Annotated in this window: 24 protein-coding genes; 21 read left to right on the top strand and 3 right to left on the bottom strand. The window is 57.7% G+C overall.

Annotated features, from left to right (window positions below; all coding sequences use genetic code 11):
* Positions 1-13: 13 nt before the first annotated feature.
* Entirely contained in the window at positions 14-1,375 is a 1,362-nt protein-coding gene (gene radA, locus NCG89_RS13120; protein ID WP_251087002.1) for a DNA repair protein RadA, read from the bottom strand.
* 104 nt (positions 1,376-1,479) lie between these two features.
* Here radA and NCG89_RS13115 point away from each other — a divergent pair, with 104 nt between their 5' ends.
* The 10 genes from NCG89_RS13115 (at position 1,480) to tatC (ending at position 8,580) form a co-directional block, all read left to right on the top strand.
* Complete coding sequence (locus tag NCG89_RS13115; protein ID WP_251087001.1) at positions 1,480-2,634, top strand: DnaT-like ssDNA-binding domain-containing protein; 1,155 nt, start codon at positions 1,480-1,482, stop codon at positions 2,632-2,634.
* Positions 2,546-3,217: a replication protein P gene (locus NCG89_RS13110; RefSeq protein ID WP_251087000.1), complete on the top strand. Its 672-nt coding sequence runs from the start codon at positions 2,546-2,548 to the stop codon at positions 3,215-3,217. Before NCG89_RS13115 ends, NCG89_RS13110 begins: the two co-directional genes overlap by 89 nt.
* A 98-nt stretch (positions 3,218-3,315) precedes the next feature.
* Positions 3,316-4,065 (top strand): bifunctional demethylmenaquinone methyltransferase/2-methoxy-6-polyprenyl-1,4-benzoquinol methylase UbiE, encoded by a 750-nt coding sequence (ubiE, locus tag NCG89_RS13105; protein ID WP_251086999.1) that lies wholly within the window; start codon positions 3,316-3,318, stop codon positions 4,063-4,065.
* Positions 4,062-4,691, top strand: a complete 630-nt coding sequence (locus NCG89_RS13100) for a ubiquinone biosynthesis accessory factor UbiJ (protein ID WP_251086998.1) — start codon at positions 4,062-4,064, stop codon at positions 4,689-4,691. The genes ubiE and NCG89_RS13100 overlap by 4 nt, the downstream gene beginning before the upstream one ends.
* Before the next feature lie 13 nt (positions 4,692-4,704).
* Positions 4,705-6,339, top strand: coding sequence for a ubiquinone biosynthesis regulatory protein kinase UbiB (gene ubiB, locus NCG89_RS13095; RefSeq protein ID WP_251086997.1), 1,635 nt, complete (start codon positions 4,705-4,707; stop codon positions 6,337-6,339).
* 79 nt (positions 6,340-6,418) lie between these two features.
* Entirely contained in the window at positions 6,419-6,793 is a 375-nt protein-coding gene (gene hisI / locus NCG89_RS13090) for a phosphoribosyl-AMP cyclohydrolase (RefSeq protein WP_251086996.1), read from the top strand.
* On the top strand, positions 6,783-7,127 hold the full coding sequence (locus NCG89_RS13085; protein WP_251086995.1) for a phosphoribosyl-ATP diphosphatase: 345 nt from the start codon (positions 6,783-6,785) through the stop codon (positions 7,125-7,127). The genes hisI and NCG89_RS13085 overlap by 11 nt, the downstream gene beginning before the upstream one ends.
* 26 nt (positions 7,128-7,153) lie before the next feature.
* The gene (gene tatA, locus NCG89_RS13080; RefSeq protein ID WP_251086994.1) at positions 7,154-7,378 is read left to right on the top strand and encodes a Sec-independent protein translocase subunit TatA; all 225 of its coding nucleotides are present in this window, start codon (positions 7,154-7,156) and stop codon (positions 7,376-7,378) included.
* A 3-nt stretch (positions 7,379-7,381) separates the two neighbouring features.
* Positions 7,382-7,822, top strand: a complete 441-nt coding sequence (tatB, locus tag NCG89_RS13075) for a Sec-independent protein translocase protein TatB (RefSeq protein ID WP_251086993.1) — start codon at positions 7,382-7,384, stop codon at positions 7,820-7,822.
* Positions 7,819-8,580: a twin-arginine translocase subunit TatC gene (tatC, locus tag NCG89_RS13070; RefSeq protein ID WP_251086992.1), complete on the top strand. Its 762-nt coding sequence runs from the start codon at positions 7,819-7,821 to the stop codon at positions 8,578-8,580. Before tatB ends, tatC begins: the two co-directional genes overlap by 4 nt.
* Positions 8,581-8,936: 356 nt before the next feature.
* On the opposite strand, the gene orn is transcribed toward tatC, so the two are convergent.
* Positions 8,937-9,476, bottom strand: a complete 540-nt coding sequence (gene orn / locus NCG89_RS13065; protein ID WP_251086991.1) for an oligoribonuclease — start codon at positions 9,474-9,476, stop codon at positions 8,937-8,939.
* Positions 9,477-9,627: 151 nt separating this feature from the next.
* On the opposite strand from orn, the gene rsgA reads away from it, so the two are divergent.
* The 11 genes from rsgA (at position 9,628) to NCG89_RS13010 (ending at position 21,936) form a co-directional block, all read left to right on the top strand.
* Positions 9,628-10,635, top strand: a complete 1,008-nt coding sequence (gene rsgA, locus NCG89_RS13060) for a small ribosomal subunit biogenesis GTPase RsgA (protein ID WP_251086990.1) — start codon at positions 9,628-9,630, stop codon at positions 10,633-10,635.
* A 135-nt stretch (positions 10,636-10,770) separates the two neighbouring features.
* Positions 10,771-11,619, top strand: coding sequence for a sulfurtransferase (locus tag NCG89_RS13055; RefSeq protein WP_251086989.1), 849 nt, complete (start codon positions 10,771-10,773; stop codon positions 11,617-11,619).
* 102 nt (positions 11,620-11,721) lie between these two features.
* On the top strand, positions 11,722-12,573 hold the full coding sequence (gene asd, locus NCG89_RS13050) for an archaetidylserine decarboxylase (protein WP_251086988.1): 852 nt from the start codon (positions 11,722-11,724) through the stop codon (positions 12,571-12,573).
* A 186-nt stretch (positions 12,574-12,759) separates the two neighbouring features.
* Entirely contained in the window at positions 12,760-14,055 is a 1,296-nt protein-coding gene (locus tag NCG89_RS13045) for a TetR/AcrR family transcriptional regulator (RefSeq protein WP_251086987.1), read from the top strand.
* A gap of 330 nt (positions 14,056-14,385) precedes the next feature.
* Positions 14,386-16,662, top strand: coding sequence for a TonB-dependent receptor (locus NCG89_RS13040; RefSeq protein ID WP_251086986.1), 2,277 nt, complete (start codon positions 14,386-14,388; stop codon positions 16,660-16,662).
* A gap of 92 nt (positions 16,663-16,754) precedes the next feature.
* Positions 16,755-17,699 carry a DUF7064 domain-containing protein gene (locus tag NCG89_RS13035; protein WP_251086985.1) on the top strand — a complete coding sequence of 315 codons (945 nt, stop codon included), beginning with the start codon at positions 16,755-16,757 and terminating at the stop codon, positions 17,697-17,699.
* Positions 17,700-17,753: 54 nt separating this feature from the next.
* Positions 17,754-18,743: a DUF7064 domain-containing protein gene (locus NCG89_RS13030; RefSeq protein ID WP_251086984.1), complete on the top strand. Its 990-nt coding sequence runs from the start codon at positions 17,754-17,756 to the stop codon at positions 18,741-18,743.
* A 21-nt stretch (positions 18,744-18,764) separates the two neighbouring features.
* Positions 18,765-19,736: a DUF7064 domain-containing protein gene (locus NCG89_RS13025; RefSeq protein ID WP_251086983.1), complete on the top strand. Its 972-nt coding sequence runs from the start codon at positions 18,765-18,767 to the stop codon at positions 19,734-19,736.
* A gap of 36 nt (positions 19,737-19,772) precedes the next feature.
* Entirely contained in the window at positions 19,773-21,008 is a 1,236-nt protein-coding gene (locus tag NCG89_RS13020; RefSeq protein WP_251086982.1) for a phosphotransferase family protein, read from the top strand.
* Complete coding sequence (locus NCG89_RS13015; protein ID WP_251086981.1) at positions 21,005-21,532, top strand: hypothetical protein; 528 nt, start codon at positions 21,005-21,007, stop codon at positions 21,530-21,532. Before NCG89_RS13020 ends, NCG89_RS13015 begins: the two co-directional genes overlap by 4 nt.
* 110 nt (positions 21,533-21,642) lie before the next feature.
* Positions 21,643-21,936, top strand: a complete 294-nt coding sequence (locus tag NCG89_RS13010) for a putative quinol monooxygenase (protein WP_251086980.1) — start codon at positions 21,643-21,645, stop codon at positions 21,934-21,936.
* Between the two features lie 18 nt (positions 21,937-21,954).
* Here NCG89_RS13010 and NCG89_RS13005 read toward each other — a convergent pair whose 3' ends face one another.
* Entirely contained in the window at positions 21,955-22,716 is a 762-nt protein-coding gene (locus NCG89_RS13005) for an SDR family NAD(P)-dependent oxidoreductase (RefSeq protein ID WP_251086979.1), read from the bottom strand.
* Between the last annotated feature and the right edge of the window lie 18 nt (positions 22,717-22,734).

The raw sequence follows: 22,734 nt of genomic DNA, 5'->3' as shown, positions 1-22,734 counted from the left end.
CAGGCCCTCGAGGCTAAATTGCCTCCAGTGCCTCGGCGAGGGTATTCACCGCAATGACCTGCATCGCGCCGTGCCCTCCCCGGGGGGCGTTGGCCTTGGGCACAATCGCCCGGCTAAAGCCATGCTTGCGCGCCTCCTGAATCCGCTCCTGACCGCTGGGTACCGGCCGGATTTCACCAGACAAACCCACCTCGCCAAAGACCACCAAATCTTCCGGCAACGGTCGGTCGCGAAATGACGAGACAATGGCAAACAACAGCGCCAGATCGGCGCCGGTCTCCAGGACTTTGACCCCGCCCACCACATTAACGAAGACATCCTGGTCACCGAGTTGTAACCCCCCGTGGCGATGCAGCACCGCCAGCAACATTGCCAGGCGATTTTGTTCCAAACCCACCGCCACCCGCCGCGGGCTGCCAAAACCAGAGGTATCGACCAAAGCCTGAATTTCCACCAAGAGCGGCCGGGTACCTTCCCACACCACCATCACCACACTTCCGGAGGCGGCGATCTCGCTGCGGTTAAGAAAAATCGCAGAGGGGTTTTTCACCTCCTTCATGCCCGCCTCTGTCATGGCAAACACCCCCAGTTCGTTCACCGCACCGAAGCGATTCTTGTGCCCGCGCAGGGTTCGATAGCGGCTGTCACTGCTGCCCTCCAGCATCATCGAGCAGTCAATAATGTGCTCCAGTACCTTTGGTCCAGCCAGGCTGCCATCCTTGGTAACATGCCCCACCAGCAGCAACACCGTGCCACTTTGTTTGGCGTAGCGAGTCAGCGCCGCCGCGCACTCGCGCACCTGGGACACACTGCCCGGCGCCGAGGTCACCTGCTCGCTGTGCAGAACCTGGATGGAATCCAACACCAACACTCGGGGCTTTAGCCGGGCGGCATGAGCCAAGATGGTTTCCAACTGGGTCTCCGCCAACAACTTCAGCTCGTCGGCCGTCAGGCCAAGTCGCTTTGCCCGCATGGCCACCTGCTGCAGGGACTCCTCACCGGTCACATAAAGGCAGTCACAACTGCTGGCCAAGCGGCACAGCACCTGCAGCAACAGGGTGCTTTTGCCTGCCCCAGGGTGGCCGCCCAACAACACCGCGGACCCCGGCACCAGGCCACCGCCCAGTACCCGATCCAGCTCATCGAATCCACTCGGCAATCGGGGGAGTGCTTCAACACTGACGCTGGACAACGACATGACTTCGCCGTCAGCCGCGCCGGCATAACCCTGCTTGGCTGCGCTCCGTCCCGGCGCCGCTGCAACACGAAATTCCGCCAAGGTATTCCAGGCACCACAATCCTGACACTGCCCCTGCCACTTGTTGTGCTCCGACCCGCAGTCACTGCAGACGTAGGCGATTTTTGCTTTGGCCATAACACTCTCTCTAAATTCAGTCCTTTTGCGGGTGCTCGGAGCAGGGCTGACATCCGCGCCACCCAGCCCGTACAATGGCGAGCTACATTCGTGATGGTTTTGCCATGTCTTCTCTCACCGAGCGCCCGCTACTCGTTTCGCCTTCTCTGGCCGCCACCATCGGCCTCGAAGCCGCACTGGTGTATCAGCTCATCAGCGACTGGCTGCCCCTGCTGGACAGCCAACCGAAACAAGGGCAGCAATGGTACCTGATCGACATGGCGAAGCTGGCCGAGCAGCTGCCCTTTTGGCAGCCAGAAAAAATCCTGCAGGTGCTGCGCACCCTGGCTGACCAGGGCCTCATTATTATGGGCGGGGCACTGATGAGCAACGTAAAGAATCTGCGGGTTGCGCTACCCCAAAGGGGCTCTGCGACACAGACCTCACAGCAAACCCCGACATCTACCGAGCGCGAAACAGCGCAGCCAGCCCCAAGCGCTATGGCGGCACCACCCCGGCACAGCCAAGCGGTTCCCGGCCACTCAGTGATTCCCGCCAATTGGCGCCCCGACCGCGCAATTTTGGACTTTCTGACCAAAATTAATCGGGTAGACCTGAGCTTTATTGAGGCACAGCTGCCGGAGTTCATCGCCCACTATCGCGACAGTGGCGAACCCCGCGCCTCGTGGAACAGCACCTTCAGTCAGTACATCAGTCGCCGCTGGAAAAAGGCCCAATACCAACAGATTGAGGCGGCGCGAAACCAGCCCATCGACGACAACTGGCAACCGAGCATCGACGCACTGGAAATTCTTCGCCGCGACAATATCAGCGCCGCGTTTATCGAGGATGCCATCCCCGAGTTCGTCCTCTACTGGCGCGAGCGGGGCACCGCCGACAACAACTGGAACTCCCGCTTCATTCAACATATTCGGCTGCAATGGGCCAAGTTTACCCGCTCGGTGCCCAACGACCAGGAGGTCACACCGATTCCGGCAAACTGGCGGCCAGACGACGCCGTATTTGATATTCTCCGTATGGCACGAATTGATGCCGATTTTGCCCAACAGCAAGTGCCGGAGTTCATCCTGTATTGGCGCGACAGCGGCCAACCCCAGCGCTCGTGGAACACCAAGTTTCTACAGCATGTGAAATATCGTTGGGCTCACAGCCACCAAATGGGACAGCACCATGGAAAACAACAAGCTACTGGAGCAGGCCCGGCAGCAACTGGCTTCATCGAAAAGCACACCGACCGCAGCTGGCGAGAAGGCCTCTGACAGCAAGCCCCTGCCAGATAAAGAAGCCGTGATGGACGCCGTCGACCGGATGTTTGCCGAGTTCGAGCTGGTCTATCACAACCAGTACAACAAGGCCTTTGCCACCCCGGACAAACTGGCCTATGCCAAAAAGATCTGGTTCAGCAATTTGCGCCACCTGGACCCCGAGCAGATCACCGCCGCCAGTCACCGGGCAATTCGGGAGTCAGAATTTCTGCCCACGGTAAAAGGCATTCTCAAGTTCTGTCAGCCCAGCGCCGAAGAACTCGGCTTACCCGATGCCCACAGCGCCTACTTGGAAGCCTGCAACGCACCCAGCCCCAAAGCCGCCCACAGCTGGTCTCACCCGGCGGTTTACCATGCCGGGCGCGCCAGCGATTGGTTTTTTCTGGCCGGCACCGCTGAACACAACGCCTTTCCCGTTTTCAAACGTCACTATGATGCACTCTGCGAACAGATCCGCCGGGGCAAAGACCTGGCGCCGCCGGAGCAAAAAGCCCTGCCGGAAAATCCCAGCAAACCGCTCAGCCCGGAAGAGCAGCGCAAACGAATGAAAGCCATGCGGGATGAGTTGAACATCTGAAGCCCCGCTCCCAGCCCGCGCGGCATCGACTTCAGACTTCCCCCGCCAGCGGCTACAATACCGCAACTTTTTTCAAACCCATTGCGAAAGGCAAAGACATGGCAGACGACAAAACGACCCACTTCGGCTTTCGCAACGTGAATGCCAGCGAGAAAGCGGGCATGGTCGCCGGGGTATTCCACTCGGTCGCCGCAAAGTATGACCTGATGAACGACCTGATGTCCGGCGGTATCCATCGCCTGTGGAAGCGTTTTACCATTGAGCTGTCCGGAGTTCGCAGCGGTAACTGCGTACTTGATATCGCCGGCGGCACTGGCGACCTGGCGGCCAAATTCAGCCGCCTCGTCGGTAGCGAAGGTGAAGTTGTGTTGGCTGACATCAACGAATCCATGCTCAAGGTCGGCCGGGAAAAGCTGACCAACCGGGGCATTGTCGGCAATATTAAATACGTGCAGGCCAATGCCGAGTGCCTGCCCTTTCCCGACAATCATTTTGATTGCATCACCATTGCCTTCGGCCTGCGCAATGTCACCGATAAAGACACGGCGTTGCAGTCCATGCTGAGAGTGCTCAAGCCGGGCGGACGTCTGTTGGTGCTGGAATTCTCCAAGCCGGTGAATCCGGTAGTAGAGCGCGTGTACGACCGCTACTCCTTCGACATATTGCCCAAGATGGGCCGCCTGGTGACCAATGACGAGGACAGCTACCGCTACCTCGCCGAAAGTATTCGCATGCACCCCGACCAGGAAACCCTCAAAGGGATGATGGAAGCGGCCGGCTTTGCCCAGGTTCGCTACCATAATATGACGGCAGGTGTCGTCGCCCTGCACCGGGGTATTAAGCCGTGAGAAACGCCCTCCAGGGCTTTGCTATTTCCCAACTGGAAGACCTGGCAAATCGCACCCTGAGCCTCGACCCGGCCGCCACTGCCAAACTGGCCTCCCTGGATGGCTGCAGCTTTGCGCTGTGCCTGCAGGACCCGGCAATGGTGGTGGTGATCGGCGTATCCGGCCAGCGCTTGCGATTACTCGACACTGACCAAGAAAAAGTCACCACCCGGCTCACTGGCACCTGGACTGATTTTGCTGCTGTCGCCACCGCCGATGATCCGGGGTCGGCACTGATCAACGGCAACGTCACAGTGAGCGGCGATACCCAGGCCCTGCTGGCGCTGCGTAAAATTCTGGCCGGCCTCGATCTGGACTGGGAGCAACCCCTGGCCGACGCCTTCGGCGACGTGATTGGCCATCAAATTGGCCGGGGCCTGCGCAGCGGCCAGGCCTGGGTAAAAAATAGCGGCCGCAATATTAACCGCCAGCTCGAAGAATTCTTGCGCGAGGAAAGTAGGCTGATGCCCCATCCCGTCGAGAGCCGCCAGTTCTTTGATGACATCGACCGACTGCGCAGCGAAGCCGACCGCCTAGAAGCCAAAATTCGACGCCTCCAACAACGCGCAGCCGCGCGGCAACCGTAATAAGGACCCCGTAATGGGCCTGCGACGCCTTCTCTTCATTTTTTGGGTGCTTTGCCGCTACCGCCTGGACTTACTGCTTCCGGTAGAACGGCTGCCACTGGGCATCCGCATCCTCTTCAAACTCGGCCCCTGGCACCTGCTGGGCAAGCGCAATCTCAGTCGCGGCGAGCGGCTGCGCTTAGCACTTGAAGCCCTTGGACCGGTGTTTATCAAATTCGGCCAGCTGCTCTCCACGCGCCGGGACCTGCTGCCCGACGATATCGCCCTGGAACTGGCCCGTCTTCAGGATCGGGTCCCACCTTTTCCCAGCGACCAGGCGGTGGCTGTGATTGAGCGCAGTCTGGGCAGCACCGTCGCGGCACTGTTTGAATCCTTTCAGCAAGAGCCGCTGGCCTCGGCCTCCATTGCCCAGGTTCACGCCGCCACCCTGCCCGGCGGTAAGCAGGTCGTGGTCAAGGTCACTCGTCCCGGCATCGAACGGGTTATCGCCCAGGATGTCCGCCTTCTGCAAACCATTGCCAGACTGGTTCACCGCTTTGTGCCAGACGGCCGTCGCCTGCGTCCTCTGGAAGTGGTCGAAGATTACCGGCTGACGATTTTTGACGAGCTCGATCTGCAGCGCGAGGGTGCCAACACCTCTCAATTGCGGCGCAACTTCCTCAACTCAGACCTGCTATACGTGCCCGAGGTATTCTGGGACTACACCCGCCGCAGCGTGCTGGTCATGGAGCGCATACACGGTATTCCGGTCACCGACCTGGACAAGCTGCACGCCCAGCATACCGACATGAAAAAACTGGCCGAGCGCGGTGTCGAAATTTTCTTCACCCAGGTATTCCGCGACAGTTTTTTCCATGCCGACATGCACCCCGGCAATATTTTTGTGGCCGAGGGACGCCCCCAGTCACCCCAATACATCGCCATCGACTGCGCTATCATCGGCAGCCTTAGCGACTTCGATCAGTACTATCTCGCCCGCAATTTACTGGCCATCTTCCAGCGCAATTACCGAGAAGTGGCGGAGCTTCATGTGGAATGCGGCTGGGTACCACCGGAAACCCGGGTCCACGAATTCGAAGCCGCCATTCGCAGTGTCAGCGAGCCGATATTTGAAAAGCCGCTGGCAGAGATTTCTTTCGGCCAGGTCCTGCTCTACCTATTCCAGACCGCCCGGCGTTTTGATATGCAGGTGCAGCCTTCCCTAGTGCTGCTGCAAAAAACACTGCTCAACATTGAGGGCCTGGGTCGCCAGCTCTACCCCCAGCTCGACCTCTGGAACACGGCAATGCCCTATCTGGAGCGCTGGATAAAGGATCGCTATTCACCCCAGAGCATGCTGCGCAAGGTCAGTCACCGCCTGCCGGGCTGGCTGGAACAATTGCCCCAGATTCCGGAGACTTTATTAGAGCGCGCCCAGCTGCAGCCCCAGGCGCCCGGCCAAAGCCACGTGCAGCAGCGGCTAGACCAACTCGAGGCCAAGCTCCAACAGCGCCAACGCCAGGGGGCCTCCCGCCTGCTCGGCCTGGTCTGCGGCGTGGCCGCGGTTGTGGTCGCGCAACCTCAACTCCGCCACGGCATTGACCATGTTCCCGCTGCAAGCGCCGTGTTGCTGGTACTGAGCGTTTATTTCTTTCTCCGCGGCAACTGAGGTAAAGTAGCCGCGAATCAAGCCCCCGTGGCTTTTCATGTTTTCGTCATAAATCCGGACTAGTATGACAGCCCAATTGATGTCACAGATTAAGTGGAATAGCGATGGCCTGGTGGCGGCAATCGCCCAAGACGCGGCGAGCGGCCGGGTGCTGATGATGGCGTGGATGAACGCCGAGGCCCTGCAGCTGACCATTGACGAAGGGCGGGCAGTGTATTGGTCCCGCTCCCGCAGCGCCATATGGCGCAAAGGCGAAAGCTCCGGCAACGTGCAGCAACTGAAATCCCTCCAGCTGGATTGCGATGGCGATGCGGTGCTGCTTCAGGTGGAGCAAGTGGGCAACGTTGCCTGCCACACGGGTCGGCAAAGCTGCTTTTACCGGACCCTGACAGAGGGTGAATGGCAGACCACCGAGGACGTCTTAAAAGCACCGGGAGACATGTATGGCCGGTGACAGCAACAACATTCTGGAACAACTTAGCGCGGTGCTGGCCGAGCGGCGACAGGCCAACCCCGACAGCTCGTATGTTGCCAGCCTTCATCACAAGGGGCTCAACAAAATTTTGGAAAAGGTCGGTGAAGAAGCCGTTGAAACCGTGTTGGCGGCAAAGGACGCTCAACTCAGCGGCGATACCCGCGACGTGGTTTATGAAACTGCAGACCTTTGGTTTCACAGCCTGGTTATGCTGTCTCACCTCGATGTGAATTACGATGCCGTGCTACAGGAACTGGGCCGGCGATTCGGCTTATCAGGACTGGACGAAAAGGCTGCTCGCAGCAAAGACTAATTGAACCATTTGAGAGGTAAGTCCCCATGGGCATCGGCGGTATTAGCATTTGGCAATTGTTGATCATTCTGGTCATCGTGGTTCTGCTGTTCGGCACCAAGCGCCTTAAGTCACTCGGCAGCGACCTTGGCGGCGCGGTGAAAGGCTTCAAAAACAGCATGCAAGACGACGAGGAAGAAAAGAAAAACCTCGAAAACAGCGAAGAAACCACCGCCAAAAGTGAGCAAGCTCAAGAAGAAATCAAGAAGTAATTCATGTTCGATATCGGCTTTGCGGAGCTTTTGCTGATCGCGGTTGTCGGCCTGTTGGTATTGGGGCCGGAACGCCTTCCCGGCGCGGTGCGTACCACCTCCCTGTGGATCGGCCGCCTGCGCCGCAGCTTTAACAATATTCGCAAAGAAATTGAACGAGAGGTGGGCGCAGACGAAATTCGTCAGCAGCTGCACAACGAGTCAATTATGGCGTCCCTCAAAGAGGGAGAGCAGAAGCTGCGCAGTACCGTCGAGCGCACCAATCGCGAGTTACGCGATATCGAAAAAGCCGCCAACACTGACATCGCCGCCGCCGCGCCACAATCTGAGTTATCAGAGCCCACGTCGCCAAACGCTGAGACACCAGAAGCGCCGACCCCCACCGAATCGCCAAAATCACCCAAAACCACCCAGCCTGCTAGCGGGAAAGATGACACACCATGAGTGAGCGGCCCCACCCCGAGGAGGATGTTGGCCAGCCGCTGGTTGCCCACCTGACCGAACTGCGCAACCGCCTGCTTTACTGCGTACTGGCCATCCTTGTTTGCGCCCTGGCGCTGATGCCCTTTTCCGGCGAAATCTACAGTTTTGTGGCTGAACCCTTGCGGCGCTATCTGCCCGAAGGCAGCAGCATGATTGCCACCGAAATTGCGTCCACCTTCCTGACCCCCTTTAAATTAGTGCTGGTGGCCGCCTTTTGTCTGGCCATCCCGGTGGTGCTCCACCAGGCCTGGCGCTTTGTCGCACCTGGCATGTACCGCCACGAGAAGAAGCTCGCAGTCCCCTTGCTGGTCTCGAGTGTGCTGCTGTTTTACGCTGGTCTGGCCTTTGCCTACTACGTGGTGTTTCCACTGGTGTTTGGCTTTTTCAGCGGCATTACCCCGGAAGGGGTTTCCTACACCCCCGATATTGCCCGCTTCCTCGACACCGCGCTAAAACTGTTTCTGGCCTTCGGTATCGCCTTTGAAATCCCGATTGCCACGGTATTGCTGATCAGCGCCGGCGTGACCAGTGCCGCCGATCTGGCGAAAAAGCGCCCCTATGTGATCGTTGGCTGCTTCGTGTTTGGCATGCTGCTCACGCCGCCGGATGTAATCTCCCAGGCGCTGCTGGCCGTGCCGATGTGGTTGCTGTTTGAAGCGGGGATTCTGTTTGGTCGGCTGATACCCGCGCAGCGGGAGCCAGAAACGCCTGGCGAATAGCTAGACGCTAGACGCTAGACGCTAGACGCTAGACGCTAGACGCTAGACGCTAGACGCTAGACGCTAGACGCTAGACGCTAGACGCTAGACGCTAGACGCTAGAAAAGCATGATTTGGTACCGGCGCATGTCAAGCACTAAGCACACTTTTTTAATTCAACGCCAATCTCTATTCAGCGTCGCCCTCAAGACAAACTCCTAACTCCGTCGCCCCGGCCCCCGAGCCGGGGCCCAGTTGCTCCCATGTTCAAACCCCACTGGATTACGGATCGCAAACAGCGCGTCCGGAATGACGGATTTGGATTCTTCCAGAGACGCCGCGCCGAACGTCCGGCCAAGCAGCGCCAACCACCCGGCTCAGCGAATAAAATGCTCCCGGTAATACTGCAGCTCGGCGATGGAATCGCGAATATCATCCAGCGCCAAATGGGAGCTGCCCTTCTTTAAACCCGCCATAATCTCTGGTCGCCAGCGTCGAGCCAGCTCTTTCAGGCTGCTCACATCGAGGTTGCGATAGTGAAAATATGCCTCAAGCTTGGGCATTTCACGCGCCAAAAATCGCCGGTCCTGACAGATGCTATTGCCGCACATGGGTGACGCGCCTGACTCACTGTAGTTATCCAAAAACGCCAGGGTCAGGCGCTCCGCCTCGTCGGCGGTCATGCAGGTTTCTCTGACTCGCTTGGTTAAGCCCGAACTGCCATGCTGGCGAGTATTCCACTCATCCATACCATTGAGCACCTCATCGCTTTGATGAATCGCCAACATTGGCCCTTCAGCCAACACGTTCAACTCGCTGTCAGTGACCACGGTAGCGATTTCAATAATGTGATCGTTCAGAGTATCCAGCCCGGTCATTTCCAGGTCTATCCAGATCAAATTGGTTTTCTTCGACATTCAGCGGTCTCCGTCATCCCAGCGCCGACGGCCGGACTGGGCAAAATGGAATTGTAGCAGCGCCATTGCCCGGTCAGCATCCCAAACGCAATTTCATTGGTGGTGACTGGGGCATGCAGTAAACTGGGCGCCGAGCCCATAGAGAGCCCCAATGAGCAAACGAAAAATCAGCCGACAACAGCGCTGGCGCATCGAGAAAATTCAGGCCGAGCGCAGCGAGCGCGCCACCCGCCGTCAGAGCCAGATCGACGAGGCCATCAGCGAGGGCGCGCTCGGCCATGAACAGCACGGCCTGATCGTTAGCCACTTTGGCCAACAGGTCGAAGTCGAGGGCGATCAGGGGCAGCGCCAACGCTGTCATGTCCGCAGCCAAATTGGCGATCTGGTCACCGGTGACGCGGTAGTCTGGCGGGCGGGCAACCCCACCGGCGCAGTAGAAGCGAGACTGGAGCGCCGCTCGTTGCTTTCGCGGCCCGACAATCACGGCAAGCTCAAGCCCGTGGCGGCAAACATCGACAACATCCTGATTGTGATCGCTCCCCGCCCCCAGGCCCATGCCAACCTCATCGATCGGTACCTGGTCGCGGCAGAGGCTATCGGTATCAGTCCGGTGCTGGTATTAAACAAACACGACCTGATCGACGACGACAACCGAGAGACCTTGCAGGACATGCTGGCGCGCTACCGCCGGATTGGATACCCCATTATCGAAGCATCAACCAAAACCCGGGACGGGCTGGTGGGCCTGAAAGCATTGCTGAATAACAAGATCAGTGTCTTTGTGGGCCAATCAGGCGTCGGCAAGTCGTCCCTGGTCAATATTCTGCTGCCGGGCAGTGACCTGCGCGTTGGCGAGCTATCAGAGGGAACCCAAAAAGGTCGCCACACCACCACTACCGCTCGACTGTTTCACTTCCCCGAGGGCGGCAGCCTGATCGACTCCCCCGGTATTCGCGAGTTCGCCCTGTGGAACCTGAGCCGGGAAGAGATAGAGCAAGGCTTCATCGAATTCCGCCCCTTTACCTCCACCTGCCGCTTTAGGGATTGCCGACACGAGGCCGAGCCCGGCTGCGCCTTGTTGGCCGCTGTCGCTGACGGTCAGGTCGAGGAACAACGACTCATCAGCTACCGTCAAATAGTCCAAAGTTTAACCGGCTGAGCCTTTTGCCTGCGAAGGGTGTCCAAGCAACTCAACCGGGGCGGCAAACTGTTACAATCCGGCCCATAACACCATCAAAGCGGCAGTTTCCGTTTCACCGTGACCACAACCCAACAAAACGACGACAGGTTAACTATGAAAGACTGGCCATTACTCATCCAAGCCCGGGACCTGGTGACTGACCTCGACGATCCCAACTTGTTGATCGTCGATGTTTGCAGCCAGGACAATTTCCTGCGCCACCATATTCCAGGCGCCGTTCATATCAACCCCAGCGAGTTGCAGCGGGGGGAAAAGCCGGCGGTGGGCAAACTGCCGGAAAAGGCGGCGCTCGAGTCTCTGTTCAGCCGCATTGGCCTGACACCCGACAGTCATGTGGTGTGTTATGACGACGAAGGCGGCGGCTGGGCGGGTCGACTGATCTGGACCCTGGACGCCATTGACCACCAGCTCTACTCCTATGTTGACGGCGGCTTGCACGCCTGGCTGGCAGAAGGTCACCCGGTCGAAAGCGGTGAACACCAGGCCAGCCCAACCCGGGTCAGCGTCGAAATCAACACAACCCCCATCGCCGAAATTGAAGATTTCATCCACCTGCTCGACAACGCGCAGCTGGCCATTTGGGACGCCCGCTCCCCCCAGGAATACAGCGGCGAAAAAGTGGTTGCCGCCAGAGGCGGACACATTCCCGGCGCGGTCAATCTGGATTGGCTGGAGTTGATGGACAAGAACAACCACCTGCGCTTCAAAGACTTGAACGAACTGCAACAGCGCCTCAACGAACTGGGCATTACGCCGGACAAAACCGTTATCACCCACTGCCAGACCCACCATCGTTCGGGCCTGAGTTACCTGTTGATGAAAATACTGGGCTACCCCAACATCAAGGGCTACCACGGCTCCTGGGGCGAGTGGGGCAACCGGGAAGATACCCCTATCGAGACCGGCGAGCAGGCCAGCTCCGGCAGCGCCAATATGCCCTGAAGATGGGCTGCGAAAATCTGACAACGCGGCCTATTAACAACGCGTTTCGACCGTTACCAACCATCATCGCCAGACACCGTTAACCAGACTCAAGGACACGCCGTGAAAATTGCTTTTGTCATCCTGCAATACCTCCTCCCCCAACAGCTGCTGTCGCGGCTGGTAGGTCGGCTTGCCGAGTGTCAGACACCGTGGCTGAAAAATCTGCTGATCAAGCAATTTATCCAGCGCTATAAAGTGAACATGGCCGAGGCAATCGAGGGAGAAGCAGAAAGCTACCCCAACTTTAATGCCTTTTTTACCCGGGCACTGAAAGCTGATGCGCGGCCAATCTGCGCGGATGAGAACAGCGCTGCCTGTCCCGCCGATGGTGCCATCAGTCAAATCGGCAGCATCGCCAGTGCCCGCATCCTGCAAGCCAAGGGGCAGGACTACTCCCTCAGCCAGCTGCTCGGCGGCGACGAGGCCCTGGCCAGTCAGTTTCGCGACGGCGCCTTTGCCACAATTTACCTGTCTCCCAAAGACTATCACCGGGTGCATATGCCCCTGGATGGCGAGCTTCGCCAGAGTATCTATGTGCCGGGGCAGTTATTTTCGGTAAACCAGACCACCGCAGAAAACGTCAACAGTCTGTTTGCACGTAACGAAAGACTCATTTGTCTGTTCGACACCCCCGCCGGCCCCATGGCAATGATTCTGGTGGGCGCAATGATCGTGGCCGGCATCGAGACGGTGTGGGCTGGCCAAGTGGCACCGCCGCCCCGCCAGCTGACCCGGGTGGAGTATCCCCGCAGCGAGTCGATCAGCCTCAAAAAAGGCGAGGAAATGGGTCGCTTCAAGCTGGGCTCCACCGTCATTCTGCTGTTTGCCAAAGACCGAATGGACTGGGACAGCAAATTTACTGCCACCAGCCCAACCCGACTGGGCGAAAAGTTGGGTGAGCGCAAAGGCTAATTCCGCTGCAAAAGGGAGTGGGCCGAGTGACAAGCTTGACCGATTCGACCGCCCCAAGGGCTACAACCAGCATGAGCAAGCCGGACAAAAGCAACCGGGAAATTTACAGAACGAAAATAAGTCCATAACATCAAAGATTCGCTGGCTGCCAGAAGGGCAAGCCGGCCCCCAAACCCACGCCAACCAGTGAACCGCCGTACCGCCATGGAAAAACCCGACGACCTTGCCGAGCAGCTCATCGACCTCTCCCTCGAGCTGGTGTGCAATCTGGGCTTGGAAAACTATTCCATCAGAAATGTGGCCGCTGCAGCCAATTGTTCCAACACGCCGATCACGAGCCGCTTCAAAAACAAGTCGGGACTGATCCGGGCGGTGCAAAAGAGGGCATTCGCATTAGACAGCGAATTTCACAATCAGCTCGCTCAGCAACTGGTGGGTATGCCCATCAACTCGGCTACCCTAACCACCTTCTTACGCAGCTATTTGCAACAACGCAGCAAGCTGAACACTGCACGCTTTTGGTCAGAGGTCATCGCAAAATTTGATCAGGGCCTGTCATCCCGCGCCGAGATTCAGCGCTGGCACGACATGCGGATTGACTTCTGGCAACAAATACTGGCCCGCAGCGATATCCCCTACCACCCCCAGTTTGCCGAAACACTGTGCTGCTACCTGTTTATGGAGGAGTTTTACATTTACGAGCTGGCGGATGACCTTAACTATCAGCTGCTCATGGATGAAAGCATCAAAGCTCTTCTCAGCGGCAGCTTTGACGCCGAGCCCGAATCCCGCCGAGGTGAGGTAATACGCTGGCTCAATAAGAACTCTGCTCAGTTTCCGGACTTTGAACCCCACGAACGCTCAGAGCTGGCCAACCGACTACTGGATTTGGCCGGCGATGCCATCCGCAAAAAGGGCCTGAATGCCCTGAGCTTGCGCACCCTGACCACCAAGGCAGGCGTGTCCTCCGCCGCCATTGCTTACCATTTTGGCAATATGGCGAACTTCTCCAACGAGGCCCTGTGGCATGTATTGCTGCGGGAGCTCCCGGCCCAGTTCGACCCCACCAAAGTCCCCGAACGCCAACGCGATATCAAGGAGTGGGCCGATTATTTGCGGGTACTGACCCGATCCGCAGATGAAGGAAAGCCACCCGGGTTCTACAATGAGTATTCCCGCCTGACCGGACAGGCCTGCTTGCTCGCCAGACAGGATCACCTCCTCCACCCCCTGATCAACCATCTTAGGCAAATCGATGGCTGGGGAACCTATCGGGCCGGTAATGCTTTTTGGCCTGCCCAATTCAGCGTCGACCGCGGCAATGCCACCACATTTGGTATTTGGATCAAAGGCCGCTCGATGCTGCAAGAAGCGATTTCAGATCAAGCACTGATTCCGGCTGAGGAATTCATTAACGCCGCTGAAATTCTGCTGCAACCCACCGCCAAGTCCGAACCTCAACAAGCCGCGTCTGACCTCTGACAACTCCCATCTGGCCGTCAAACTCGCTCGCTTTTAGCGACCGCGGTGTACTTTTGCACTGCTGCCGCCCCCCGAAATTCCTTGCGCCCGGCTCCCAAGACCGCGCCGCAAAACCTTCAAAATTTGCCCAACCTCCATAAAAACACCGTGTGATATGTTCTGTTTTTTCAACTTAAAAAATATAACAATATGTTTTTTATACAATTTTTCAAATTAAAAAATTTGGTTGATTTTTAAAAACACCATCTGATAACCTTTTCGGCAGTGGGATTACGCCCCCTCAACAAACGACCGCATCACTACGACACAAATAAGAAAGCAGGAACCACCATGAAAAAACGGCCCTTAGATAAAAGTTTTCGCCTCTCCCTGATCGGTTCTGCCGTCTGCGCGGCAACCCTGACTCTACCCCAGCATGCACTGAGCCAAACGCGGGGATCCGTATTGGAAGAAGTCACGGTCACCGCACAAAAGCGCGAAGAGTCTGCCAGCGATGTCGGTATCGCCATCTCGGCGTTTTCGGCAGAGCAATTGGAAGCGCTCAACTTCAAAAATGCGGCGGACGTCGCCATGCAATCGCCCAACGTGGAAATTCGTCGCCACTTTGTCGGTAAGGGCTTGACCACCAACCTGTTTATCCGCGGCGTGGGCAATACCGACCTGAACAATGGCGCGGAATCACCGGTGGCGGGATTCGTTGATGAGTTCTACATGATCTCCAGCAGCACCGTCGACTTCTCCCTGTACGACATGGCCCGTACGGAAATTCTCAAGGGCCCCCAGGGCACCCTGTTTGGCCGCAACGCCACCGGCGGTGCTTTCTCCTTCTTCACCCAGAAACCCGAGGATGAGTTCAGCGCCTACGCCGAGGGCACCACGGGCACTGACGGCATTCTGCGCGGTGAAGGCCGCCTCAATCTGCCAGTGAATGATCAACTGAAACTGCGCATCAGCGCCTTCCACGACAGCCACGATGGCTTTACCGAGAACACCTATCCCGGCCGGGATGACTTCCGCGAAGGTAATTTCAATGCTTTCCGCTTTCAGGCGCTTTATGACGTCTCCGAACAATGGGAAGCCCTGCTGAAGTTTGAATCTGGCGAGGCAGAGGGCAATTTGGTGGGTGACAACCTCAACCCGATGATGAAACAGGGTGACGATATCGTGTTTGCACCCACCAACGGACTGGGTCAGCCAAAAGATGCCGACCCATTCAAAGTGGCTCACAACAGCGCCGATTGGGCCAGCAACGAGGTAAACAGCTTTCTGTTAACCAACAATTTTTACCTGGACGACCTCACCATCACCGCCATCACCGGTTTGCTGGACCAGGACTTCGAGCTGACCGAGGACTGCGATGCCAGCCCGGTCAGTATCTGTAACTACCACTCGTTCTACGAGTCCAAACACTTCTCCCAAGAGGTGCGCCTGAACAAACAGGCGGACAAGTACAACCTCACCGTCGGTGTGTACTACTTGAATCAGGATGCCGATGGCGGCCTGAACCTGAACGTGTTCAACGGCCTGGTGGACCCCAATGACCCCGATGGCGGTATTTTACAAGCCACCACCAATGATATTGAGGTGGAAGCCTACGCCTTGTTCGGTCAATTTGATTACTACCTCACCGAGGAGGTGACGCTGATCGCCGGTCTGCGCGCCCAGAACGACAAGAAGGACTTCTCTCAAAGCACCTATCAGTACTACGTGTCGGTGGCTGATTTTGATTTCGATGGTCCGTCGGATTTTCGCGCGCCAAACATCACTATTGAACAGACCCTGCAAAGCAATATTTTCACCCCCAGTAGCGCAGGCGATCTGACCAAGATCGACAAGGACAGCTATGCCGGCACGCTGCAGGCCAACTGGACACCGACCGATGAGGCGCTCTACTACGCATCCTTCCGTCGCGGTGTGAAAGCGGGCGGCTTTAATGTCGGCGTGGTCCCACTTGGCCTGGCCCCCGAAGCCTTCCCCTACGATCAGGAGACCCTCAATGCCTATGAAGTCGGCGGCAAGCTGTCCTTTATGGACGGCAAAACCCGGGTCAATATGGCGACGTTCTACTACGACTACAAAGACTATCAGGCGCTGAGCTTTGAGAATCTGGGCCAGTTCTTTGAGAACCGGGAAGCCAGCATCACTGGCGCCGAACTGGAAGTCTTCACCAATCCCATGCAGGGATTGGATATCATCCTGGGGGTAAGCTATCTGGACACTGAAGTCGAGGGCGTCATCCGGGCAGGTACCGAAATGGATACTGAAATGGGTGAAGCACCGAACAAGACCGCGAACCTGGTCGCCCGCTATGAGTGGCCCGTCGCCACAGGTTATGTCTCTGCTCAGATTGACGGCACCTACGTGGCAGAGCGCTATGGCGACATTCTTAACCAGACCGCGGCAACCCTGAAGAGCTATTCCGTATGGGGCGCCAACGTCACCTACACCCATGCCGACGAGAAATTCTTTGTCCGCCTGTGGGCAAAAAACCTGGGCGACAAAGAGGTGGCCACCTATCGCATCGAAGTGACCGACCTGGCCAACACCGGGCAGGACAACTTCATGGAACCTAGAACCGCAGGTATCACTGTGGGTTACCACTTCTAACACCTATCCAGACTTTCTCTCAGCCTATGTTTTAGGGGCGTCCGCCAAGGGCAGCGCCCCTAAAACAACCAGATTATCAACGGAGCGTTACCATGGCACTCGAACACGTCACCTCAGACCTGCCCAGCTACCCGGTGGAACACGGCAATCGCCACAATTTGACAGATCAGCCTTCAGGCGGCCGCCGCGAAGCACTAGCCTATATGTTTTCTAAACCGGAAATTGGCCTGGCCGCCTTTGTCTATACTTGGGTTGAAGACGGTGTCGCCGCGGCAGCCGTCAAAGTCTGCGGTCCCGCGGTTGACGCCGACATCGAAGAGCGCATCCCTGATACTGAAGTTCCCGACAGCATGGACTTTTACCACTGGAAAATCGGCGGCTTTGAGCACTGCATCGACGAACCACTGGTCAGCGTAGACCTCAATTTCCAGGGCGAAAAAATCCAGCTTAACTGTCGCTTTGATGCCCTTCATCCCACCTATCCGGCTAGCGCACACCCTAAAGGCTGCCCACCCTATTACGGCCTGGACCGCACAGAACAGCACGGCACCGCCAAGGGCAGCCTGACCGTAGCGGGTCAGACCTTTGACCTGGACGGCTTTTGTCAGCGGGATCACTCCTGGGGACCACGGGTATGGGGCCTGAACCAGCACTACAAATGGTTCCATGCCACCACCGCCGAATCAGCGGTGTTTTTCTTCGAAATGCAGTCTTTCGGCCAGGTCAGCCTGCGCGGCTACGTGTTCAAAGACCAGCATATGGCCCAGATCACTGGCGTGGACTACGACTACGCCTTCAACGACCAGATGTTCCACACCACCATTGATGTGGTGGCCAAGGACTCCTCCGGTCGCACCACCACCATCAATTGCACCGCGTTCACTCATACCGAGTTCAATGCCGACCCGATGATCACCCTGCGGGAAGCTCCCACCGCAGTCAAAATCGACGGCGTTTCCGGCTCAGGCTGGTGTGAATTCTGCTGGAACAAAAAGTACCTGGAGTTCGCCAAGGACTATGTCCATTTCCACCAGTAGCACCCTGCCGGTAGAGCCCGACAGCAGAATTCATACGTAAAGAGATATCGAACAATGATTACCGATGCAGATCTTGAGTATCACCATCACCAGTCAGATGACCCAACCTATGCTGAAACCTACTTCCTGATTTTTTCCATCCCCGAGGAATCCATCAGCGGCAACGCCTATGTGTTAGCTCGGCCCAATGTCGGGGTCGTGTTGTCATCGGTGTATATCAACAAGGGCATTTGCCATAACGCCTTTGAAGCCGAATTCGCCGATGCCCCAATGCACCTGCCGGCACCGGCTAGGTTTTCCGATTTCACCCTGGATAACGGCTTGTCCCTGAAGGCCTCCGAGGCGGGCAAAAACTACCACTTCAAGTACCAGAGCCGGGACCAACTGTGCCGCTTTGATCTGAACTTCGCCGGCATTATGACGCCCTTCGATGCCCTGGACCCGGACCACAACCCGATGCTTGACGCCTTCAGCAACCTTGAGGAGGCCACCGGTGCTGGCGACAGCTGGACCAAGGGGCACTACGATCTGGTCGGCCGTATTACCGGTGAGCTGGAGCTGTACGGCAAACGCTACCAGGTTAACTGTGTTGACGGCCTGGATCGGAGCTGGGGGCCCCGGCTGGAATGGAATGCGGCGCCGGTGTCGTGGATGCATATGTGTTTCGGCGACGATCTCGCCTTCCATTTAATCATGTCCCTGGACGTCAGCGACAAGACGCCAAAATACACCACCTTCCGCTTCGGCTATGTGGTGGTCGATGGCGAATCCTGCGGCGTCGTTTCGGCCACCGTCACTGGCGAGAACAGTGGCATGCTCGGCATGTTCCGGCGGGTGCAGCTGCGCGATGCCAAGGGCAGAGAGTGGGAAATTTTCGGCAGCGCCATTGCCGCTGCGCCCTGGCACACCGCCTACGGTAGTTTTATCTCTTTCCAGTCCCTCTACCGCTGGACCATCGGCGACCGGGTGGGCTACTCCAACGTCACCGACGTGGTTGGCCTGACTGAGCTGAGCAAAGTCTTCGCCAAGACCGCCGTCAAATAATTCGATGACAGGAGCATTAACATGATTACCCTGGACAGTTACAAGTTTCATGAACAGGACGGCAGTGACCGCACCTGGACAGAAACCATGTTCATTATCTTTTCTGTGCCGGAGGCCTGTATCAGCGGCTCTCTCTATGTCCTCACCCGCCCCAATATGGGGGTGTGCCACAGCGCCATCGAAATCCACCAGGGCATGTGTTTCCACCCCTGGCAAATCGACCACTGCGATGCCCAGATGCACCTGCCCTGCCCAGCGGATTTTTCCGACTTCACCCTAGAAAACGGCCTAACTTTTAAAGCTCACAGCGCCGGTGAACTGGAATATCGGTACGCGTCTCTGGACGGCTTCTGCGAAGTGGACCTGAGCTTCGAGGCCCTGTGTCGGCCCATTGACACCCACGATCCGGAGGACAATCCCCTAGCTGGTCAGTCGAAGGTGTCAGGCTACGAGGGCTGGAACAACGGCCACATGGAAGGCAAAGGCCGTACCCGCGGCAGCCTGCGCCTGGGCGACAAACGCTACACCATCAACTGCATCGACGGCATCAACAAGAGCTGGGGACCCCGCAACGACTGGGGCAACAAGGCGGCAACCTGGGTCCATGTTGATTTGGGCGAAGACCTCAATGCCTTTCTGATTCTGGGCATGACCATCGAGAACAAAGAATGGGTCTACGGTCCCTTTAAATACGGCTACATCAGTGAAAATGGCGAGCGGCGACCTATTATGAAGGCGAGGATGACCGCCCAGCGCCACGAGATGCTGGTGACCCGGGCCTTTGTGGAATTTGAAGACGACCAGGGCAATTGCTATCAGGCCGATGGTACCACTGTTGCCGGGGCACCCTGGTACAACTTCAACCCCTCCAGTGCCGGCTTTCAGACTTTGATGCACTGGCGCTGCGGTGAGCGGTCGGGATACTCCCATATCGCCGATTTTACCGGGCTGGGATTTTTATCCCGGGGTATGGCCGAAACTTTTATCGACTGACTAACGCAAGTGTCAACCACGTAGGGTGATAACAATATGAACGCACTACAACGCCTGAAGGACGCCGATATTCGCGAGCGTCCCAGCGAAGCGCTGATTCAGCGCATCCGCCAGCAATACCCCACCGAAACCGAGGTGGACGCGGTACTGACCCGCAAAATGCACCGCCGCAATGGCCCGGCCTTCCAGACGGTGAGTCTGGAGAAAATGCTTCAGGGCTGCCAGCAGCTGATCGAAACCCGGCTTGGCTACCCAGTCACCATCGAAGGGGCCAAATGGCTATCTGGCGGCGCCTCCAAACTGCAAGCGGTCTTCACCCTACAGTGGCGGGGCCCCGATGGCGGCCCGAACGACCGCGTCAGCAGTAAAATGGTACTGCGCACTGAGCCCGCCGCCTCGGTCACCGAGTCCAGCCGCAAGCGTGAGTTTCAGGTACTCAAAGCGGTAGCCGGCGCCATTCCGGCGCCCGTCCCTTACTGGATCGACGCGACCGGTGAGTTTTTGCCCTACCCCGGGATTATCTATAGCTTCTGCACGGGGGTAGCCAAGCCCTCTACCGATAGCGGCAAGGTGTCCGGCCTGGGACAAAACTATGGGCCAGGCCTGCGCAGCAAATTGGCGCCCCAGTTTGTCGGCATGCTGGCGACCCTGCACCGCATGGATGGCATCGACACCGCCTGCCTGACCGACTTTGATATGCCGGTGCTGGGCTCCAACGAAGCCGTCATCAAGCAGGTCAACGCCGTGCGCCGGATCTGGGAGGAAGACCGGCTGGAGGAAGAACCGATCATGGAGGTGGTCTACAAGTGGCTGATCAAGCACGCCCCCCCCATCGACCATATCTCGCTGATCCACGGCGATTACCGCAGCGGCAATTTTCTGTTCGACGAAGCCTCCGGAGAGATTACTACCTGGCTGGATTGGGAGGGCGCCGTGCTCGGCGACCGCCACCGGGATTTGACCTATGCCTGCATGGACACCTTCTCCCATATCGCCGAGGACGGTGTCACCCCGCTGGCGGCGGGCATGCTGCCAAGGACCGAACTCTACGCCGCCTATGAGAAAGCCTCTGGCCTAAAGGTCGACCCCAAACGGCTGACTTACTACAAACTGTTTAACCACTATCTAATCGTCGCTCTGATTCTCGGCGCCTCAGCCCGCTCTTCCTACGGCGCCCGCACCCATCAGGACGTACTGACCCACTATGTAACCGGCATCGGCTACCCCAGTCTGGCCGAAATCTGCGACTATTTTCAGGAGGCTGTCCAATGATGCAGTCATTTGATACCCAACTACAGGTGTCCCTGCGGGCCCTGAAAGATGTGGTCGCCCCCGCACTGGCCAGCGCCGAGGGCCACGTTGTTGAGCAACTCCATCTGGCTATTGCTACGCTGGAGTTTACCCGCCAGCGCCTGCCCTACGCCCGACCCTACCACCGGCTTGAGTTGCAAAAAATTATCGACCTGAGCCGCGAAGTTGCCGCGCTGATAGGCGATACACAGGCCACAGATCAGGCCGCACTGGCTACCGCCAGCAATGCCGCCAGCGAACTACTTGACCAGCCCGAAGCCCAGGTGGAGGAATACCTGATGTCCGGCCGGGCACTGCGGGAGCTGATCAGCCAAGCCGTGCGTCACTCGGCAGAGACTGCCCACGAGTCCGCACTGGATCAGCTGATTGTGGAGCGTCAGCGGGCGCTATTTACCCTCCAGAGGGTGTGGTGTGCCCCCCTTGGCCTGGATCACGAAGCGGCTGCCCTGCCCGCTATTGATGCACTGCTCGCGGAAGCGGGATAGCGCTGACGGCCCCGGGCCATCGACAACAGCAGCGGTTCCTGGATGAACAATTAGCGCGCTGTTTCGAGCAGCACAAAACAGCACTCACAACACCAGTAAGGAAAAGAGAAATGGCACTTCATGTGATACTCGAAGCTGAGACCCAAGAGGGCAAAGCAGATGATTTCAAAGCGCTTTTGACGGAGATATTACCCGATACCCGTCGCTATGAGGGCTGTATTCAGATCGAGATTCTGACTAACTGTGAAAACCCCAATGAATTTGCGGTGCTGGAGCAATGGCAGAGTAGCGAGGCCTATCAAGCCTACCTCAACTGGCGGGCTGAAACGGGCCTGTTCGATAGAATCGGGGCGCTGGTCAGCAGTGCTCCGAGCATTCGCCGATTTCAACGGGAAAATATTTAACCGGGATCGTGGCCGAATTTATTGTGCCATTACCATACCGAAAGCCTGCAGCGACGTGCCGGTGCTCCAGCCACCATCCACCGACAATACCTGGCCGGTGATATAGGACGCGTCGTCACTGACCAAAAAGTGGATAGCCGCTGCCAGCTCTTCGGGTCGCCCGATTCGGCCCAGCGGGGCAAACACCCTGGCATTTTTTTCGACCATGTCAGGCGCTTCACGCATGGCCATGGGCGTATCAATAATTCCCGGCGCCACAGCATTGACACGAACGCCGACCGGGCCATATTCCATCGCCGCCGTCTGGGTCATTGAGATAACGCCGCCCTTTGCCGCGCCGTATTCCGACCACTGAGGGAAGCCCCGCAGCGCCGTGATCGAAGTGAGGTTGACGATACTGCCACCGGCTTGCATCCGGGCCGCTGCCTCCCGGGTTCCAGTCTGGGCACTGAGCAGATTGATTCGCCAAAAGCGCAGGGAGTTCTCGTCGGAGTCGATATCAGCCATCATTCTGCCGGTCGAGACGGCGGCATTGTTAACCATAATATCCAGACGACCATATCGCTCAATGGCGTAATCACACAACCGGGCGATTTGGCCACCATCGCCCACATCAACCTGGCGGAAATCGCCGCCCCATTGGGCGACCTCTGCGCGGCAGTCGACAATATCCGCCACAATCACGTCCGCGCCGGCACGCTTTAGGCGTTGGGCCGTCGCCCAGCCAATGCCCGAGCCTCCACCAGTCACAATCGCAACCTTGCCGTTAAGAGAAAACATCGTAGCCTCCATAAAAAA

Origin of the sequence: Spongiibacter taiwanensis (assembly GCF_023702635.1) — a bacterium.
Lineage (GTDB): Bacteria > Pseudomonadota > Gammaproteobacteria > Pseudomonadales > Spongiibacteraceae > Spongiibacter > Spongiibacter taiwanensis.
The sequence above is the reverse complement of the archived record's forward strand: the minus strand, read 5'-3'. Positions and strand labels throughout refer to the sequence as shown.

Coding starts and splice junctions, on each gene's coding strand:
- NCG89_RS13015 (WP_251086981.1), top strand. CDS start 21,005: ATGATGCAGTCATTTGATACCCAACTACAGGTGTCCCTGCGGGCCCTG.
- NCG89_RS13035 (WP_251086985.1), top strand. CDS start 16,755: ATGGCACTCGAACACGTCACCTCAGACCTGCCCAGCTACCCGGTGGAA.
- ubiE (WP_251086999.1), top strand. CDS start 3,316: ATGGCAGACGACAAAACGACCCACTTCGGCTTTCGCAACGTGAATGCC.
- NCG89_RS13115 (WP_251087001.1), top strand. CDS start 1,480: ATGTCTTCTCTCACCGAGCGCCCGCTACTCGTTTCGCCTTCTCTGGCC.
- NCG89_RS13030 (WP_251086984.1), top strand. CDS start 17,754: ATGATTACCGATGCAGATCTTGAGTATCACCATCACCAGTCAGATGAC.
- NCG89_RS13010 (WP_251086980.1), top strand. CDS start 21,643: ATGGCACTTCATGTGATACTCGAAGCTGAGACCCAAGAGGGCAAAGCA.
- radA (WP_251087002.1), bottom strand. CDS start 1,375: ATGGCCAAAGCAAAAATCGCCTACGTCTGCAGTGACTGCGGGTCGGAG.
- ubiB (WP_251086997.1), top strand. CDS start 4,705: ATGGGCCTGCGACGCCTTCTCTTCATTTTTTGGGTGCTTTGCCGCTAC.
- NCG89_RS13110 (WP_251087000.1), top strand. CDS start 2,546: ATGGAAAACAACAAGCTACTGGAGCAGGCCCGGCAGCAACTGGCTTCA.
- tatB (WP_251086993.1), top strand. CDS start 7,382: ATGTTCGATATCGGCTTTGCGGAGCTTTTGCTGATCGCGGTTGTCGGC.
- tatC (WP_251086992.1), top strand. CDS start 7,819: ATGAGTGAGCGGCCCCACCCCGAGGAGGATGTTGGCCAGCCGCTGGTT.
- NCG89_RS13055 (WP_251086989.1), top strand. CDS start 10,771: ATGAAAGACTGGCCATTACTCATCCAAGCCCGGGACCTGGTGACTGAC.
- orn (WP_251086991.1), bottom strand. CDS start 9,476: ATGTCGAAGAAAACCAATTTGATCTGGATAGACCTGGAAATGACCGGG.
- NCG89_RS13040 (WP_251086986.1), top strand. CDS start 14,386: ATGAAAAAACGGCCCTTAGATAAAAGTTTTCGCCTCTCCCTGATCGGT.
- NCG89_RS13020 (WP_251086982.1), top strand. CDS start 19,773: ATGAACGCACTACAACGCCTGAAGGACGCCGATATTCGCGAGCGTCCC.
- hisI (WP_251086996.1), top strand. CDS start 6,419: ATGTCACAGATTAAGTGGAATAGCGATGGCCTGGTGGCGGCAATCGCC.
- rsgA (WP_251086990.1), top strand. CDS start 9,628: ATGAGCAAACGAAAAATCAGCCGACAACAGCGCTGGCGCATCGAGAAA.
- NCG89_RS13085 (WP_251086995.1), top strand. CDS start 6,783: ATGGCCGGTGACAGCAACAACATTCTGGAACAACTTAGCGCGGTGCTG.
- NCG89_RS13005 (WP_251086979.1), bottom strand. CDS start 22,716: ATGTTTTCTCTTAACGGCAAGGTTGCGATTGTGACTGGTGGAGGCTCG.
- tatA (WP_251086994.1), top strand. CDS start 7,154: ATGGGCATCGGCGGTATTAGCATTTGGCAATTGTTGATCATTCTGGTC.
- NCG89_RS13025 (WP_251086983.1), top strand. CDS start 18,765: ATGATTACCCTGGACAGTTACAAGTTTCATGAACAGGACGGCAGTGAC.